The 14,995-nt window shown below is 67.2% G+C and carries 15 protein-coding genes; 4 read left to right on the plus strand and 11 right to left on the minus strand.

Translation table 11 applies throughout. The annotated features are described in order from the left end of the window. Nucleotides 1-70: 70 nt before the first annotated feature. The 7 genes from KUV62_RS12130 to KUV62_RS12160 are packed head-to-tail and all read right to left on the minus strand — an operon-like array spanning nucleotide 71 to nucleotide 7,676. On the minus strand, nucleotides 71-1,177 hold the full coding sequence (locus KUV62_RS12130; protein ID WP_222603979.1) for a PotD/PotF family extracellular solute-binding protein: 1,107 nt from the start codon (nucleotides 1,175-1,177) through the stop codon (nucleotides 71-73). A 41-nt stretch (nucleotides 1,178-1,218) separates the two neighbouring features. Beyond that, nucleotides 1,219-2,319 (minus strand): NAD/NADP-dependent octopine/nopaline dehydrogenase family protein, encoded by a 1,101-nt coding sequence (locus KUV62_RS12135; protein ID WP_222603980.1) that lies wholly within the window; start codon nucleotides 2,317-2,319, stop codon nucleotides 1,219-1,221. Further along, nucleotides 2,316-2,903 (minus strand): peroxidase-related enzyme, encoded by a 588-nt coding sequence (locus tag KUV62_RS12140; protein ID WP_222603981.1) that lies wholly within the window; start codon nucleotides 2,901-2,903, stop codon nucleotides 2,316-2,318. The genes KUV62_RS12135 and KUV62_RS12140 overlap by 4 nt, the downstream gene beginning before the upstream one ends. Next, the gene (locus KUV62_RS12145) at nucleotides 2,900-3,382 is read right to left on the minus strand and encodes a hypothetical protein (protein WP_222603982.1); all 483 of its coding nucleotides are present in this window, start codon (nucleotides 3,380-3,382) and stop codon (nucleotides 2,900-2,902) included. Before KUV62_RS12145 ends, KUV62_RS12140 begins: the two co-directional genes overlap by 4 nt. Beyond that, nucleotides 3,379-4,842: an NAD(P)-binding domain-containing protein gene (locus KUV62_RS12150; RefSeq protein ID WP_222603983.1), complete on the minus strand. Its 1,464-nt coding sequence runs from the start codon at nucleotides 4,840-4,842 to the stop codon at nucleotides 3,379-3,381. The genes KUV62_RS12145 and KUV62_RS12150 overlap by 4 nt, the downstream gene beginning before the upstream one ends. A gap of 39 nt (nucleotides 4,843-4,881) precedes the next feature. Then, entirely contained in the window at nucleotides 4,882-6,219 is a 1,338-nt protein-coding gene (locus KUV62_RS12155) for an MFS transporter (protein ID WP_222603984.1), read from the minus strand. Next, nucleotides 6,216-7,676: an aminotransferase class V-fold PLP-dependent enzyme gene (locus KUV62_RS12160; RefSeq protein ID WP_222603985.1), complete on the minus strand. Its 1,461-nt coding sequence runs from the start codon at nucleotides 7,674-7,676 to the stop codon at nucleotides 6,216-6,218. Before KUV62_RS12160 ends, KUV62_RS12155 begins: the two co-directional genes overlap by 4 nt. A gap of 113 nt (nucleotides 7,677-7,789) precedes the next feature. Between KUV62_RS12160 and KUV62_RS12165 the strand changes: the two genes are divergently transcribed. The 4 genes from KUV62_RS12165 to KUV62_RS12180 all read left to right on the plus strand — a co-directional run bounded on the left by KUV62_RS12165 (nucleotide 7,790) and on the right by KUV62_RS12180 (nucleotide 10,651). Next, nucleotides 7,790-8,251, plus strand: coding sequence for an Lrp/AsnC family transcriptional regulator (locus KUV62_RS12165; protein ID WP_222603986.1), 462 nt, complete (start codon nucleotides 7,790-7,792; stop codon nucleotides 8,249-8,251). Between the two features lie 257 nt (nucleotides 8,252-8,508). Then, nucleotides 8,509-8,955, plus strand: a complete 447-nt coding sequence (locus KUV62_RS12170; protein ID WP_222603987.1) for a DUF2852 domain-containing protein — start codon at nucleotides 8,509-8,511, stop codon at nucleotides 8,953-8,955. A gap of 209 nt (nucleotides 8,956-9,164) precedes the next feature. Continuing rightward, nucleotides 9,165-9,614: an RDD family protein gene (locus tag KUV62_RS12175; protein ID WP_222604321.1), complete on the plus strand. Its 450-nt coding sequence runs from the start codon at nucleotides 9,165-9,167 to the stop codon at nucleotides 9,612-9,614. 224 nt (nucleotides 9,615-9,838) lie between these two features. Continuing rightward, a complete protein-coding gene (locus KUV62_RS12180) occupies nucleotides 9,839-10,651 on the plus strand; it encodes an arginyltransferase (protein ID WP_222603988.1) in 813 nt (270 codons plus the stop codon). Between the two features lie 73 nt (nucleotides 10,652-10,724). Here the strand turns inward: KUV62_RS12180 and KUV62_RS12185 are convergent, their stop codons facing one another. From KUV62_RS12185 to KUV62_RS12200, 4 genes are read right to left on the minus strand one after another with little or no spacing between them, the layout of a single operon-like run. After that, entirely contained in the window at nucleotides 10,725-11,276 is a 552-nt protein-coding gene (locus KUV62_RS12185; protein WP_222603989.1) for a membrane integrity-associated transporter subunit PqiC, read from the minus strand. 4 nt (nucleotides 11,277-11,280) lie between these two features. Next, nucleotides 11,281-13,689, minus strand: coding sequence for an MlaD family protein (locus KUV62_RS12190; protein WP_222603990.1), 2,409 nt, complete (start codon nucleotides 13,687-13,689; stop codon nucleotides 11,281-11,283). After that, entirely contained in the window at nucleotides 13,682-14,323 is a 642-nt protein-coding gene (locus KUV62_RS12195) for a paraquat-inducible protein A (RefSeq protein WP_222603991.1), read from the minus strand. Before KUV62_RS12195 ends, KUV62_RS12190 begins: the two co-directional genes overlap by 8 nt. Then, nucleotides 14,290-14,934, minus strand: coding sequence for a paraquat-inducible protein A (locus KUV62_RS12200; RefSeq protein WP_222603992.1), 645 nt, complete (start codon nucleotides 14,932-14,934; stop codon nucleotides 14,290-14,292). Before KUV62_RS12200 ends, KUV62_RS12195 begins: the two co-directional genes overlap by 34 nt. Nucleotides 14,935-14,995 lie beyond the last annotated feature (61 nt).

Raw genomic sequence — 14,995 nt, forward strand, 5'->3', positions numbered from 1 at the left:
CGGGTCGTGTGAGGGGCCCGCCCGCCGGGCGCTCTGGCGCGGCGGACGGGCAATCAGGCGCGGCGCGCGTTTACGCGGCCTTGATGGCTTCCACGGCCGGATCGACGAGGCCGTATTTCATCTCGTTCGCCTCGGCGCGGAAGAACTGCAGATTGGCGAGCTGCTCGTCCGGGAAGGAGGTCGATTTCTTCTCGAGGTCGGTCAGGTAGTTCGACGCGTCCTTGTAGGTCGAGATGAAGCCCGAGGCCTTGGTCATCGCGGCACCGATCTCGGGCGACGCGAGGATCGCGTTGAGGAAGGTGTAGGCGTTGTCCGGGTTCGGGCAGTTCTTGGCGATGTTGTAGGTGTAGACGAAGCCGTAGGAGCCTTCCTTCGGGATCGACATGCCAAGCGGGAAGCCGTCATTGATCAGGGCCGCCGCCGGGCCGTTCCACGAATGGCCGATGACGATGTCCTGGTTGACCATCATCTGCTGGAACTCGGCGCCGCCGTCATAGTACTTGCGCACCAGCGGCTTCTTCTCAATCAGGAACTGCTTGGCTTCCTCGACGATCGCCGCGGCCTTCTCGGGGTCGTCCATGTAGGCGACCATGTTGCCGTCATAGCCCATCTTCAGCATGATGATCGACATCATGTCCTGGATGATATAGGCGGTCTGGCCCGAGTATTTCTCGCTGAAGAGCGTGTCCCAGGTCTCGGCCTCTTCCGGCGAGACGTAGTCGGTGTTGTAGGCCAGAACCTCCATGCCCGACAGGATCGGGGCGCCCCACTTCTCGCCGTTGATCGTCGACCAGTCGGATTCCGAGAAGGTCGGGTTGATGTTGCCCCAGTTGCTCAGACGGTCGGTGTCGAGCGGCGCAAGCAGGTCGCTGTCGATGAACTGCAGGAAGCGGTGGCCGGCCACGGTCATGATGTCCACAGACGGGTTCGGCGCCTCGGCAGCCAGCAGGTTGAACTGCTTGCCCTGGTCGTCGACGAGGCGGACGTTGACCTTGATGCCGGTCTCGGCCTCGAACTGCTCCTTGAACGCTTCCGGGACGAAATCGTTATAGGTCCAGATGTTGACCTCGCCGCCCTGCGCGTGGGCACGGCGCAGGTAGGCGGGGCTGGCAAGCGCGGCGCCGGTCATGGCCGCGGTGTTGAGGAATTTCCGGCGGTTGAGAATGAGCTTTGTCATGGTCGTCTCCCTGAGGGTTGGTATCCGTATCGTTTTTATGGTCAGGACGCCGGTTCCGGCGTCTTCCGCAGAAGGCCGGTACGGGCGGCCTGCCGCAGATCGTCGAGGCTGTAGCCGTCAAGCTCCAGCGCGTTGAGCAATTCGTTCTCGGCGGCGAAATCGCGGCCATACATGGCCGAGAAGATCTTGATCCCCGCCTCGTGCAGCTCGGCGGGTTTGCCCACCAGCCGGCCCAGAACGGCCGTGAGCTGCAGGCCGTAGGGCACGTCTTCGGTGACATAGCGGCTGTCGGCCGTCGCAGGCCCGGTGCCGCCATTGCCCTGCGCGTGCATCTGCTGGTTCATCTCCGAGATCGTCGAGATCGGCACGTGGAAGCTCTGGCTGAAATGCTCGAAGATGGTCTTGGTCTGCAGCCCCAGCGCCGCCACGATCTCGAGCCGCTCGGCATCCAGCGCCTCGAGCAGCGCGCCCACCTTGGGCGTGACATTCTGGCCCTGGCTCCAGCTCTCGCCGCGCTCCATGCGGGTGATGTTGCCAAGCGCGATGCCCAAGTGGTTCTGCGGGTTGAGGTTCGATAGCGAGATCGCCAGCAGCCCGTCGCGCGGCACGAAGACATCGCCGAAGAGCCGGGTGCAGACCGCCAGCGCGCAATCCGAACGGGTCTCGGGCACGGTGCAGAGATCGACCTTCTTGCGGACGGTGTTGACCTTGACGCTCGCCCCCTCGCCGCGCCGCCCGGTCACCACGGTGGTGCCCCAGGCGGTGATCGCCGCATCAACGCCGCGCTCGGCGAGTTTCTGCATCAGGTAGACCGCGCCCAGCGAGGCGTGGCTGCTGATGATGACGTGCTGACCATCGCGGATATGCGGCGCCAGCGCGTCGAACACAGCCTTGTGGCCATAACCCGGCAGCGCGATCAGGATGGCGTCGTTCTGCTCTGCCAGCTCCTGCGCCGATCCGGCGATGCGCGGGGCAAACACCGTCTCGACGGCCCCGCTGGCCTCGAGCGGGCCGTCCTCGAGCGCCTTGGTGGACGCGCCCGAGGGCGACCACAGCATCGGCTCGTGGCCGTTCTGGTGCAGCAGCGCGGCGCTGCCGAAGGCGATGGAGCCGGCGCCGGCGATCCCGACCTTGGAGCTCATGCCGGCACCTCCTCGCGCACCGGATCGCCCAGCACGTGCATCAGCCGGTTGGCCCAGCCGAAGAGCGCGGTCGACAGGATCAGGTCGAGGATCTCCTCGTCGTTGAGGCCGGCCTCGCGCAGCGTGGCCATGTCGGCCTCATCGGCCGCGACCGGGCTTTCCGAGAGCTTGCGCGCGAAGTCGAAAATCGCGCGATTGCGTGGGCTTAGATCCGCCTTCTCACCCTTCGCGAAAAGCTCGTCGGTAACGCTCGTGTCCTTCTCGAGCTTGGCGTGACGGTCGGCATGGACGGCGGCGCAATAGATGCAGCGGTTGACCATGCTGGCGCCGATCGCCCCGAGCTCACGCTCGGCGCGCGACATGCCGCCCGGGTCGTACATGATCGCGTTGAACAGCGGCGAGCGCACCTTGAGGCTCTCCACGTCATGCGCCAGCGTCAGCACATAGGCCGAGACCTTGGTGTTCGACGGCGTCACCGAGAGCGCGTCGAGCTGCTCCTCGGTGGCCTCCTGCAGGTCGACCGGCGTCACGCGCGGCTGCCATTGCGGGACGGTGCGGGTGAACTTGTGAACGATGCGGCTCATGCGGCGGCCCCTTTCATCAGGCGCAGCCCGGCGACCACGCGCAGCTGGTAGGCCACGAAGGCCACCAGCTCGCAGAGGCGCACGATATCGGCGTCATCGACGCCCGCGGCCTGCAGCTTGGAGATGTCTTCGGCGAGGATATCACGGGTGTGGTTCGCCGCCTTGTCGGCGAAGGCCACCACATGCGCGAGACCCTCTTCCTCGCCGTCCTGCGAGGGATCGGCCAGACCGGCCATGTCGCCCGCGCCCGCGAGGTAGCGCTCGGCGAGATCGTTCTCGCCCGCCTCGTTGGCGATCCGCGCCGCCAGCGCCGCGCGCAGCGCGTGCGGGAAAGCGCCCGCATCCTTCGGCGTCAGGACGGCGTCCTCGGCGGCCTGCGTGGCCTCGATGATGTTGGCGCGGGTCTCTGCCGCAGCGCCCGGGGCGCTGCCCGCGGTGATGCCCGCGGCGCTCAGTGTCGTGGTGTCGAAGATGGTCATGCCACCTGCCCTTCCTTTGCCGGTGTCAGTTCGCTCGGCTGCCATTCGCTGCCGTCGAGCTCAGGCGTTTCATAGTCCAGCATCGCCTGCCAGTGGGTTTCCAGATCCTCGGCATAGAGCGTGGCCGCCATGGCCTTGGCCAGCCAGGCCGCGCCCTCCGAGACGCCGGGGATGTCGCCGCTCACCTTGCCGAGGCTGGCGGAGGCCCCGTAGTTGAAGCAATAGACCTTGCTGAGCCACGGCACCTCGCCCGGCACCTTCTCGCGGAAGGTGAAATCGGGGTTGAGATAGGGGAAGCGGCCGAGATCGGCCTGCTTCTCGTCCTCGGGCGGGGTGTAGACGTCTTCCCAGAGCAGGATCTTGCCCGCCACCTCGCCAAACTCGGTGCGCGCCATCGGGTCGATGGTGAAGCCGGTGCCGAGGATGACGAAGTCGGCAACGTAGGAGGTGCCGTCGGCAAACATCACCTCGACCTCGTCGCCGCGCTCCTCGATGCGGGTGGTGGCCTTGCCGAAGTGGAAATAAGCGTTCGGATGGCGGCTCACCCGCAGGGTCGAGCCATGCGGCGGCGGCGTCTGGGTGGTGAAGCTGTATTGCATGAAGCGCCAGCGCCATTCGTCGGGCAGTTCGGAGAAGCCGGCGGTGAAGCCGTAGCTGCCGATGCCCATCATCTTGTTGATCGTCGGCATCTCCTTGCGCCGGATCAGGTGGCGGACCTCGCCCGCGCCGTGCTCGAGCGCCTCGGCGGCGTTGTCGACCGCCGACGCGCCAACGCCGATCACCGCCACGCGCTTGCCCTTGAGGGCGTCGAAATCGATCTCGTCGGCGCTGTGCGCCCAGAAGCGGCGCGGCAGATCCTTGATGAAGCCCGGGATGTTGGGCCCGCCGGTGCCGTCACGGCCCGTGGCAAAGACCAGCTTGCGGGTCAGGATCGTGCCCTCCGCCGCGCCCGACACGGTGAGCCGCAGCAGATCGCCCTCGGGCTCGACCTTGTCGACCGAGACGCCGTTTTCCACCGGCACGTTCAGTGCCTTGCGATACCAGCGCAGGTACTCCATCCACATCGGCCGCGGGATCTTGTCCATCGCCTCCCAGGCCTCGCGGCCGTGCTGGGCGCGATACCACGCCTGGAAGGTCAGCGCGCCGTGGCCGAAAGCCGGGCCGGTCAGCGTCTTGGGCGAGCGCAGTGTCTCCATGCGGGCATAGTTGAGCCACGGCCCCTCGAGCCCCGCCGGGTTGCGGTCGAGCACGCGGATGTTCTGCACGCCGCCGGTGGTCAGGCCGAGCCAGGCCACCATGCCGCACATGCCGCCGCCGATGATCACGACATCGCTCACGCCCTCCTGCGCCGGCACCCAGTCCTTGCCGGGGTAACACAGGAATTCGAGATCCTCGCGGAGACGGGCTTCCAGCACATCCAGGCCCTGAGCGTCGATCGGAGAGCGGTCATTCGTTTGCATACGAATCATCCTAGTAGAAAAAGGTGTTTCGGTTCAGCATCAATTCGGCGTTTCGGCCCAATTCGGATGCAGATCGTCGATGTAGTAGGCGTGGGCATGCGCGTGGCCGTTCCCCTGGCCCGGGTGAGAGCGCAGATGCGGGTGATCTGCGGGAAGCTCGGGATGGCTGTGGGTCCGCTCGAGCGGGTCATGCGCCGGCCAGACGCGGGTCGCGACGAGCGCCACCACGGCCCCCAGCAGCGCCAGCACGAGCAGCGCGTGCTCGAGCCCGGCGACGCTGGCGAGCCAGCCCGCCAGCGGATAGGCGATGAGCCAGCCGGCATGGCTGAGCGAGAACTGCGCGGCAAAGACCGCGGCGCGGTCTTCGCGGGCGGCGGAGCGCGTGATGACCAGCCCGCCAGGCGTCAGCACCAGCGACGAGGCCAGCCCGAAGCCCGCCCAGATCGGCAGAAGCAGCGCCAGCGGCGGCTGCGGCAGCAGCGCGAAGCCCGCCGCCAGCGCCGCGAAGGCGAGCACGCCCGCCAGCATGGCGCTGCGCTCTTCAATGCGGCGCAGCAGGCGCGGCACGGTGATCGCGCCAAGCGCCGCCCCGAGCCCGTAGCCCGCCATCAGCACCGGGTAGAGCCCGTCGGCATCGCCAAGCCGCGCGCCGGCATAGACCACGGTGTTGACCAGCACCCAGGCCATCACCAGCGACAGCGCGAGGTTCAGCAGGAACAGCCCGCGCAGCCGCGGCGTGCGGGCGTAGATCTTCATGCCCCGGAAGGCGCGCTGCAGGAACGGCCCCTTGCGGGTGACGTGTCCGCGCTCGGGAAAGGCGGTTGCGAGCAGAAAGCCCACGGAGCCCACGAAGGCCAGCGCGGCGCAGAGAAACAGCGCCTCCGGGGCGACGATCTTCAGCACGACGGCGGCGATCACCGGGCTCAGCACCGATTCCAGCGTGTAGGCGATGCGCGACCAGGCCAGCGCCTTGGTATAGCTCTCTTCCTCGGGCAGCACGTCGGGGATCACCGACTGGAACAGCGGCGTGAAGCCCGAGGCCAGCACGAAGAAGACGAAGGCCAGCGCCGCGATCTCCCAGGTCTGGGTGACGAAGAACATCGGCAAAAGCAGCAGCATGCGGCCGAAATCCAGCAGCACCATCGCCCGCTTGCGCGGCAGATGCGCCAGCACGCTCTCGGCGAAGGGCGCGAGCCCGACATAGGCCACCATCTTCAGCGCCAAGAGCAGCCCGAGGATCTTGCCGCCCGCGTCAAGCCCGCCGATGCGGTAGGCCGCCAGCGACAGCGCCACGGTCAGCAGCCCCACCGCCAGCAGCGAACAGACCTGCGCCGCGAACAGCGTGCGGAAGGATCGGTTGGCAAGCGGGCTGGTCACGAGGCGAGGCTCTCCGGTGTTTCGAGAACGGGGGCAAAGCGGGCGGTTGTTTCGTCCGCACGATATTGTGGCAGGTATTCTGACGCTTTCCGCGCCAGAATGTCCACCGCCTCCACGATCATAGCAGCTTTGTCATCGCTCATCAGCGCCGAGAAATTGAGCCGCACCCAGCCGGGCTTGGCGAGTTCCTCGCCGCGGTCGATGGCGGCGAACATGGCCTCCGATTCGCCCTCCGAGAGCCGCAGCAGCCGATGCGCGTAGGAGCCGGCGCAGGCGCAGCCGCCGCGGGCCTGGATGCCGTAGACGTCGCTCAGGAGGCGGGTGAAGAACTGGTGATGCACCAGCCCGCCTTGCCCGTCGCGGATGCGGAAGGAGAAGATCGGCAGCGCCGCCGGCCCGTCGAGACCGAGGAGCTCGATCTGCGGGTTCTTGCGCCAGACCGCCTCGGCGCGGGCGCGCAACCAGGCTTGGCGCTGGTCAAGCCAGTCCTGCCCGAGCGCCTCCTTGACCATCAGTGCCAGAGCGGCGCGGATATCACCCACCACGTTGGGCGTGCCGCCCTCTTCGCGGCTCGAGAGGCTGCCAGAATAGCGGTGTCCCCAAGGGGACACGAAACTCACCGTGCCGCCTCCGGGCAGCGTCGGGGTTTCGCGCCGGGCCACCGCACCGCGCAGCACCAGCACGCCGGAGCCGCCGGGGCCGCCCGGAAACTTGTGCGTCGAGAACACGATGGCGTCTTTCTCGGCATCGCTCCCGGCCGCCATGTCCATGCGGACATACGGCCCGCCGGCACCGAAATCCCAGAACGCCAGCGCGCCGTGCGCCTTCAGCGTGCGGGTGACCGCGTCGGTGTCGGTGAGGATGCCGGTGACGTTGGACACCGCCGAAAAGCTGCCGACGATCAGCTCGGCGCCATGCGCCTCCAGCAGCGCGGCGGTGAGCGCGCCCATGTCGGGACCACCCTGCGGCGCTTCCGGGATCTCGATCACTTCGGCGCCGCTCTCGCGCCACGGCAGCAGGTTGGAATGGTGCTCATACGGTCCGATCAGAACCACGGCGCGGCCGCCCGTGGCCAGAAGGCCGGGAATGTCGAGCAGGCCCACCAGCCGGTTGATCCCGGCGGTGCTGCCGGAGCCGGTAAACACCACGCTCATATCCTCGCCCGCGCCGGTGATGCGGGCGATCTCGGCCCGGGCGGCCTCGCGCAGCTGCGTGGTGAAGGCGCCGCAGAACGAGGCCTGCGTATGGCTGTTGGCGTAATAGGGCAGCACCCGGTCGCGGATGAAATCCTCGACCTGCGCCAGCGCCCGCCCGGAGGCGACATAATCAGCGTAGATCAAGGGCTTGGGACCATAAGGGCCGTCGATCTCCACGCCGTCTCCGATCAGGCCGCCACGCAGCCAACTGGCCAGGTCCGGGCGTTTGAGCGAGCGGGCGAAATCGTCGAGGGGGGACATGAAGGATCCGTATCGTTTCGTGAGGCGTTGATGCAAAGCATGTCACGCATAACGGAAAATTCTTCACATATTTACACCTTCCAAACGCCAATATTCTATCATATGAACGACGAATGGACCTTAAACTCGATCATCTTGACTACCGCATCCTAGAAGAGCTCCAGCGTGATGCCTCGCAGTCGCAGCGCGCGCTCAGCGAACGAGTCGGCCTGTCGCAAAACGCCTGTTGGCGGCGGCTCAAGGCGCTCGATGCCGCAGGCGTCATCCGCAACCACACCGTGGTTCTCGACCGCAACCAGCTCGGCGCTGGGCTGGTGGTTTTCGTGATGATCAAGACGCGGCACCACTCGGCGAGCTGGCTCAAGCGCTTCCGCACCCATGTCTCCTCGATCCCCGACGTGATCGACTTCTTCCGCATCGGCGGCGAGTACGATTACCTGCTCAAGATCATCACCCGCGACATGGCCAGCTATGACGAGGTCTACAAGCGCCTGATCGAGGAGGTCGAGCTCGAGACGGTGACCTCCTATTTCGCCATGGAGGCGATCGAGGAGCAGCGCCCGATCCCGATGTGACGGGCGGGCAAAGCGGCTCTTCCCTCTCAGAACAGGCCGTTCTCCCCTCTCAAAACCGGCCGTCAGGGCGCGCGAATACGCCGCCCCGCCCCCGGCGCCCTGCAAAACTCACGCAGGCAAGGCACTGAGATTATTCACCCTTTCCGGGAAATGTTAAAAACTTTCACATCACCCCTTGATAGCGCCGGTCACAATCCCGATCTGATGTAATGTGAAAGACATTCACATTCCGTAACGAGAGACAAAGGACACCGCACATGAACGCCGCAGCGCAGTATCAAGCCCGCCCCGCCAATCCCGGCTGGCTGAAACGCGCCGAGGCCTGGCTCGACGAGCGCGGCAGACCCGCCTGGATCGTGGCCATGGTACTTGGCTTCATCTTCTTCTGGCCCATCGGCCTCGCCCTTCTTGCCTACATGATCTGGAGCAAACGCATGTTTGGAAAATCCTGCCGTCACCGCAGCAACAGCAGCACCAACGCCTACCGTCAGGGCTTCAACGCCATGCGCCCCTCGGGCAACGCCGCCTTCGATGCCTACAAGATGGACACGCTGCGCCGGCTCGAGGACGAGCAGAAGAACTTCGAGGAGTTCCTGCAGCGCCTGCGCGAGGCCCGCGACAAGGCCGAGTTCGACCAGTTCATGGACGAGCGCAGCCGCACCGCCCGCGAGGTGGAAGACGAAGACCGCAAAGAGGACGCGTAAGCGCCTCCCCCATGGCCCCGAGTTGGGGCCATGGTCTATCGTTCCCCAAGGCCGTCCCCCGCAGCGGGGCCATGGTCTATCGTTTCCCAAGGCCGTCCCCGAGCAACGGGAGTATGGTCTGCCATCCGCCGAGAGACCCGCCCCATCACGGGGCCAAGGTCTGACATCATACCAGAGAGACAGTTCCAGAGACCCGATCCGTGACCCAGATGTATACCGACGCCCCCTATTCCCAGCTGCCCGACCCGGTGCGCCAGAGCGCGTTCTACGACAGTGTCGCGATCAAGCGCGGCCTCGCCTGGGTCATCGACACGATCATCGTCGCCTTCTTCGTGCTGCTGGCGCTGGTCTTCACCGCCTTCCTCGGCGCCTTCGTGTTCTTCGCGCTCTGGATGGTGGTGAGCTTTGCCTACCGCGTGCTGACCATCGCCGGCGGCTCCGCGACCTGGGGCATGCGCATGATGGCGATCGAGTTCCGCGACTGGCGCGGCCAGCGGCTCGATTTCATGCAGGCGCTGCTGCACACGCTGGGCTATGCCGTCTCGGTCTCCATCGCGCCGCTGCAGCTGATCTCGATCGTTTGCATGTTTGCCACCGAGCGTGGCCAGGGCCTGACCGACATGGTCCTGGGGACGGTCGCGCTCAACAAGCGGGCATAAGGAGCTGCGCTCAACAAGCGCCTGCCCCTGTCCCTTCCGAAGCGCCCGGCGGTCTCCGCCGGGCGTCTTGCGTTGCGGCGCCTTCCCGCGCGGGACCGACCGTCGCGCCCCGCGTTCGCCCCGGAGCCAGGCGAGATCAAAGCCCCGCGACCCACCTTTTTCGGGGGCTTGGCGGGTCGAGAATTCGTTGCTAGGTTTTTCGAGGATCTCCAGACAGGACCTTCATGCGCCACTCCCTGCCCCTCGCGCCGCAATTCTATGTGACGGCCCCCCAGCCCTGCCCGTATCTGCCGGGCCGGATGGAGCGGAAGCTGTTCACCGCGCTGCAGGGAGACAGTGCCGAGAAGCTCAATGACAGCCTGTCGAAGCAGGGCTTCCGGCGCTCGCAGAACGTGCTCTACCGACCGTCCTGCTCGGATTGCTCGGCCTGTCTTTCCGCCCGCATCGACGTGCGCCGCTTTTCGCCCTCGAAGAGCCAGCGCCGGGCGCTCAAGCGCAACGCCAACCTGGCGCGGCGCGCCTCGAGCCCCTGGGCCACGGAAGAGCAGTTCTCGCTGTTCCGCCGCTATCTCGACACCCGCCACGCCGACGGCGGCATGGCGGACATGGACATCTTCGAGTTCGCCGCGATGATCGAGGAAACCCCGATCCGCTCGCGCGTGGTCGAGTATAGCGACATCGCCAGCGGCGACCTGAAGGCGGTGTGCCTGACGGATGTGCTCGATGACGGGGTGTCGATGGTCTACTCGTTCTACGAGCCCGAGCTGGCGCGCCAGAGCCTCGGCACGTGGATGATCCTCGACCATGTCGAAATCGCACGCGAGGCCGGGCTTCCTTACGTCTACCTCGGCTACTGGGTGCCCGGCAGCCCCAAGATGGGCTACAAGGCGCAGTTCGACTCGCTCGAGGTCTATCGCCGCGGCCGCTGGGAGCCGATGCTCGATACCCGCGATTACGACGAGGAGCGCCACCCGCTCTCCACCGATCCGATCGCCGAGCAGGTCGCCAATATCTCGCTGCCCGACAGCCGCAGCTGATCCTTCCCCCTCAATGAAAAACGGCGCCGGGCTGTTTGCCCGACGCCGCTCCTGTCTGCGGAGGCCCCGCGCCTCAGCGCAGGCTCTGGGTGATCTGTCCCGAAAGCTGGCTGATGGCGGCGCCGGTGGCCTGCGCGATGGCCTGCGGGCCCGTGCCGACCATCGGCACGGTGATGTCGAAGCTCTGGATGCGCTCGCGGATCACCTTGTCATAGGAGGAGAGCGCGTATTGTCCGGTGAGGCGCAGCGTGCCGTCATTGCGCGCCACGAGGCGCGAGACCGTCACCTGCACCGCCGCCTGGGCGTCATCGGCCAGCGGCCAGGGCTCGGGGGCCACGGTGGCCGAGGAGGCCGCGCCGATCTGCTCGGCAACGGCCAGCGTCACCGCCCGCGCCGGTTCGTCGGCCCAGAGCGCGTTGTCGACCTGGGTGAGCGCGCCGTCCTCGTCTTCCAGCAGGATCTCGGAGGCCGCAGCATAGGCCGGCAGAGAGACCTGCCGCACCTCCAGAGTGGCCACCCTCAGCCGCGCGCTGCCCACCTGTGCCGGCGTGTCGATGAGGAATTGCGGCTCGGCACCGGAACAGGCGGCGAGCATCAGGGCGAGAGGAAGAATGCGCAGGTACATGGGCTTAACGTCCAAACAGGAGGGAGTTGGGGTTGCGCTCGATGGAGCGTGCGAGCTTGTTGAGCGCCTCGGCGGCGGCCTGGACCTCGCGCAGGGCCGAGAGCGTCTCGCGGTTGAAGCGCGAGTTCTCGCCATAGCCCTGAAGCGCCAGCTCGGCCTCGCCGACCATGCTCTGGATCCGGGCCGAGAGGCTCGGCAGGCTTTCCGCCGCCTCCTCGATGGCCGCCGCAGCGTCGCGGGCCGAGGCCAGCGTGGCGTTGGTGTTCTCGACCACCCCGCCCGCGCGCAGCTCCTCGAGCGCCGAGCGCGCCTCGTCGAGCATCCGCGTCAGCGCGCCGGGCAGTGCCCGGGTCTGATCGCTGTCGATCAGGCGGTCGGCGCTCTCGACGAGGCTGGTGGCGCGCTCGACGAAGGCCTCGAGCGGCAGGTCGTTGGCGGTCTCGACGAGGTTGCGCAGGTCCTCGACCAGCGCCGGCACCTCCGCGGTCGCCCCGGAGAGATCCTGCGCCACGCCGGTCACCGTGTCGGCGGCGGCGGAGGCGCTTTCGAGCGTGCTCACGAGACGGCCGATGGCGTCGGCGGCGCGCAGATCCTCGGCCACGCCGCGCAGCTCGGCGACGGTGGCGTTGATCTCGCCCGGCAGCGCCTGCGTCGCATCGCTGGCGATCAGCCGGTCGGCGCTGTCGGCCAGCGCGGTGGCGCGGTCGACGAAGGCTTCGAGTTGCAGGGCGTTGGCCTTGGCCACCAGATCGCGCAGGTCGGCGATCAGGGCCGGCACCTCCTCGGTGGCGGAGGTGATCTCGGTGGCGACGCTGCTGACGCTGTCGGTGGCGGCGGTGGCGCCGTCGAGCGCGGCGGCCAGCTTCTCGGCGGTGCCTGCCTCGCGCAGCTCCTCGACGATCTCGCGCAGCGCGGTGACCGTGGCGTTGAGTTCGCCCGGAAGCGCCTGCGTCTCCTCGCTGCCGATCAGCCCGCGGGCCTCGTCGATCAGGCCGCTGACCGAGCTCGGCACGGCGCGCAGGTCGGGATCGCCGGCAAGGTTCTCGACCGAGCGCAGGGTGGCGATCGCCTGCTCCATCAGCTCCTCGACCGGAAGGTCGTCGATGCGCTGGAACAGCCCCTCGGCGGTGGCCGCCACGTCGGGCACGTTGGACTCGACCGACGGCAGCACCGGCGCCTCGGTGTCGAAGATGCCAAGCGCCGCGGGCTCGGCATCGGGAATGGTGACCAGTTCGACCATCAGCGACTGGCTGAACAGCCCCTGCGAGGCGAGGCGAGCCCGCAGACCATCCTGCACGGCTTCCGACAGGAAGGTGATGATCTCGGCCTCGGCGGCGGTGTCATCCTCGAGACCGAGCGCCCGCGGGTCGATCGAGATCGAGGCCCGCAGCTTGACCCGCTGCTCGCCGCTCACGTCGTCGATGAAGGCGCCGAGCGCATTGACCGCGCCGATCTTGAGGCCGCGATAGGTGACCGGGGAGCCGGCCTCGAGCCCGCGCACCGACTCGTCGAACTCGACGACGAGATCGACGGCGTTGTCGATGCTCTGGCTGAACACGCTGTCGCGCGCCGCGGTCTCGTCATCGAAAAGGTCGAAGACGTAGCGCGAGGGCACCGGGTTGCCCCCCGACACCACGGTGTCGAAGGCGATGCCGCCGCGGATCAGCGCTGCCACCGAGCCGACCGAGAGGTCGAGACCCTGCGGGCCGAAATTGACGTTGAAGCCGGAGGTGTCCCAGAACCGTGTCGAGGTGGTGACGCGGCGATCGTGCGGCGCCTCGATGAAGGCGTCTGCGATGACGCCATTGCCGCTGTCGAGCAGGCGCGGCGTCTCGATGCGGCCGACCTCGATGCCCTGGTGGAAGATCGGGGCGCCGGCGCTGAGCATGGCGCCATCTGGGGCGCGCAGCACGATGCGGGTGCCCTTCATGCCGGGCCGGACCAGCGGCGCGGTGTCGCGACCCTCGAAGCGGGTCGCCTCGGCGCCCTCCTGCGGGTCGAAGGCGGCCTCGATATAGACGCCGGAGAGCACCGTCGACAGGCCCGAGATGCCCGAGGCGCTGACCTCGGGTCGCACCACCCAGAACTCGGCATCCGAGGGCAGCGACTCGGCGACGATATTGTCGATCCGCGCGCCGATGCGCACCGAGGAGAGATCGTTGGCAAAGGTCACGTCCTCGACCAGGCCGATGTTCACGTCGCGATAGCGCAGCGCCGTCTCGCCCGGCACGATGCCGGCGGCGTTCTCGAAGGTGATCTCGATGCGGGTGCCGCGCTCGGCCCAGCTCTGCCAGGCGATCAGCAGGGTGATCGCAAGGGCTGCGATCGGGATCAGCCAGGTCAGCGACAGGTTGCGCCAGATCGACCGCTTGGGGCCCTCGATCTCCATCTCGGCGGGTCGCGGGTCACTCATTCTCGTTCACTCCAACGTCTGCGTCCCAGATCAGCCGCGAGTCGAAACTCAGGGCTGAAATCATTGTAAAAGCTACGGAAAGCGCGAAGCTGACCGCCGCGATCCCGGGGTTGATCGAGGCCGCGAAATCGAGTTGCACCAGAGAGGACAGGATCGCAACCACGAAGACGTCGATCATCGACCAGCGCCCGATGAATTCCACCGCCTCGTAGAGCAGGTGCCGCCGGTGGGCCGACATCTGCACCCGCCGCTGCACGCTGAGCGCGAGGTAGCCGATGGCGATGAACTTCGAGACCGGGATGATGATCGAGGCGATGAAGACGATCGCAGCCACCCCGTAGCTGCCGTGGTGTATGAGATCGACGACGCCGCCGAAGATGGTGCTCTCGGTGGTCTTGCCGAGCAGCGTGGTGCGCAGCATCGGGTAGAGATTGGCCGGCACGTAGACCACCAGCCCGGCGAAGAGCCAGGCCCAGACCCGCTGCAGGCTGGCGCTGTCACGGCTCTTCAGCCGGCTGCCGCACCGGCTGCAGCGCGCCACGCCGGGGCGATGGACGCGGCCGCATTCGGTGCAGCCCACCAGCCCCGCCTCCCTGGCGGTCAGGATGCGCGGCGCCGTTCCAGCGTTTTCCATAGCGTCAGCCTGCTCATGAAATTGTCTTTCAGCACGGTCACGATGACCAGCGCCACGAAGGCCCAGAAGGCCGGGCCGATGAAGATATGCGCCAGCCCCGCCACCTTCACCAGCGCCACCGCCACGCCGACGATGAACACCTCGGCCATCGCCCAGGGGCGCAGGAGGTCGGCGAGACGGAAGAAGAATTCGGCATGGCGCGCGGGCTTGTGGCCAAAGGCCATCGGGCCCAGCACGTAGATCAGCGCGAGGAAGCGGATCACCGGCAGGATCACGATCAGCGCCGCCATCGCGAAGGTCAGCGGCGCGGTCAGCCCGGAGGAGAAGGCCTGCACCGTGTCCAGCAGCGAGGCGGTCTGGATGCGCCCTGCCGCCTCGAGCTCGAGGAAGGGAAAGAAGATCGCCGCCACCATCAGGATCAGCGCCGCCAGCGCCAGCATGATGATCCGGGTCATCGCCGTGCGCCGAGGCGCCTCGAGCACCGCGTGACAGCGCCGGCAACGCGCCGTCTCGCCGGTCGCGACGTCGCGGTCGGTGTAGAGGGCATCGCAGGCGGGACAGGCGATCAGCTTGGAGGGGTCAAGCGCATCAGCCGGGGATTCGACGGACATGCGCCCAATCTAGGGCGGTGGGCGGCTCACGGAAAGTGGTCGCCGCGCAGCGGGCCGGGAA

The sequence above is a fragment of the Salipiger bermudensis genome (genome assembly GCF_019801965.1).
Taxonomy (GTDB): Bacteria; Pseudomonadota; Alphaproteobacteria; order Rhodobacterales; family Rhodobacteraceae; genus Salipiger; species Salipiger bermudensis_A.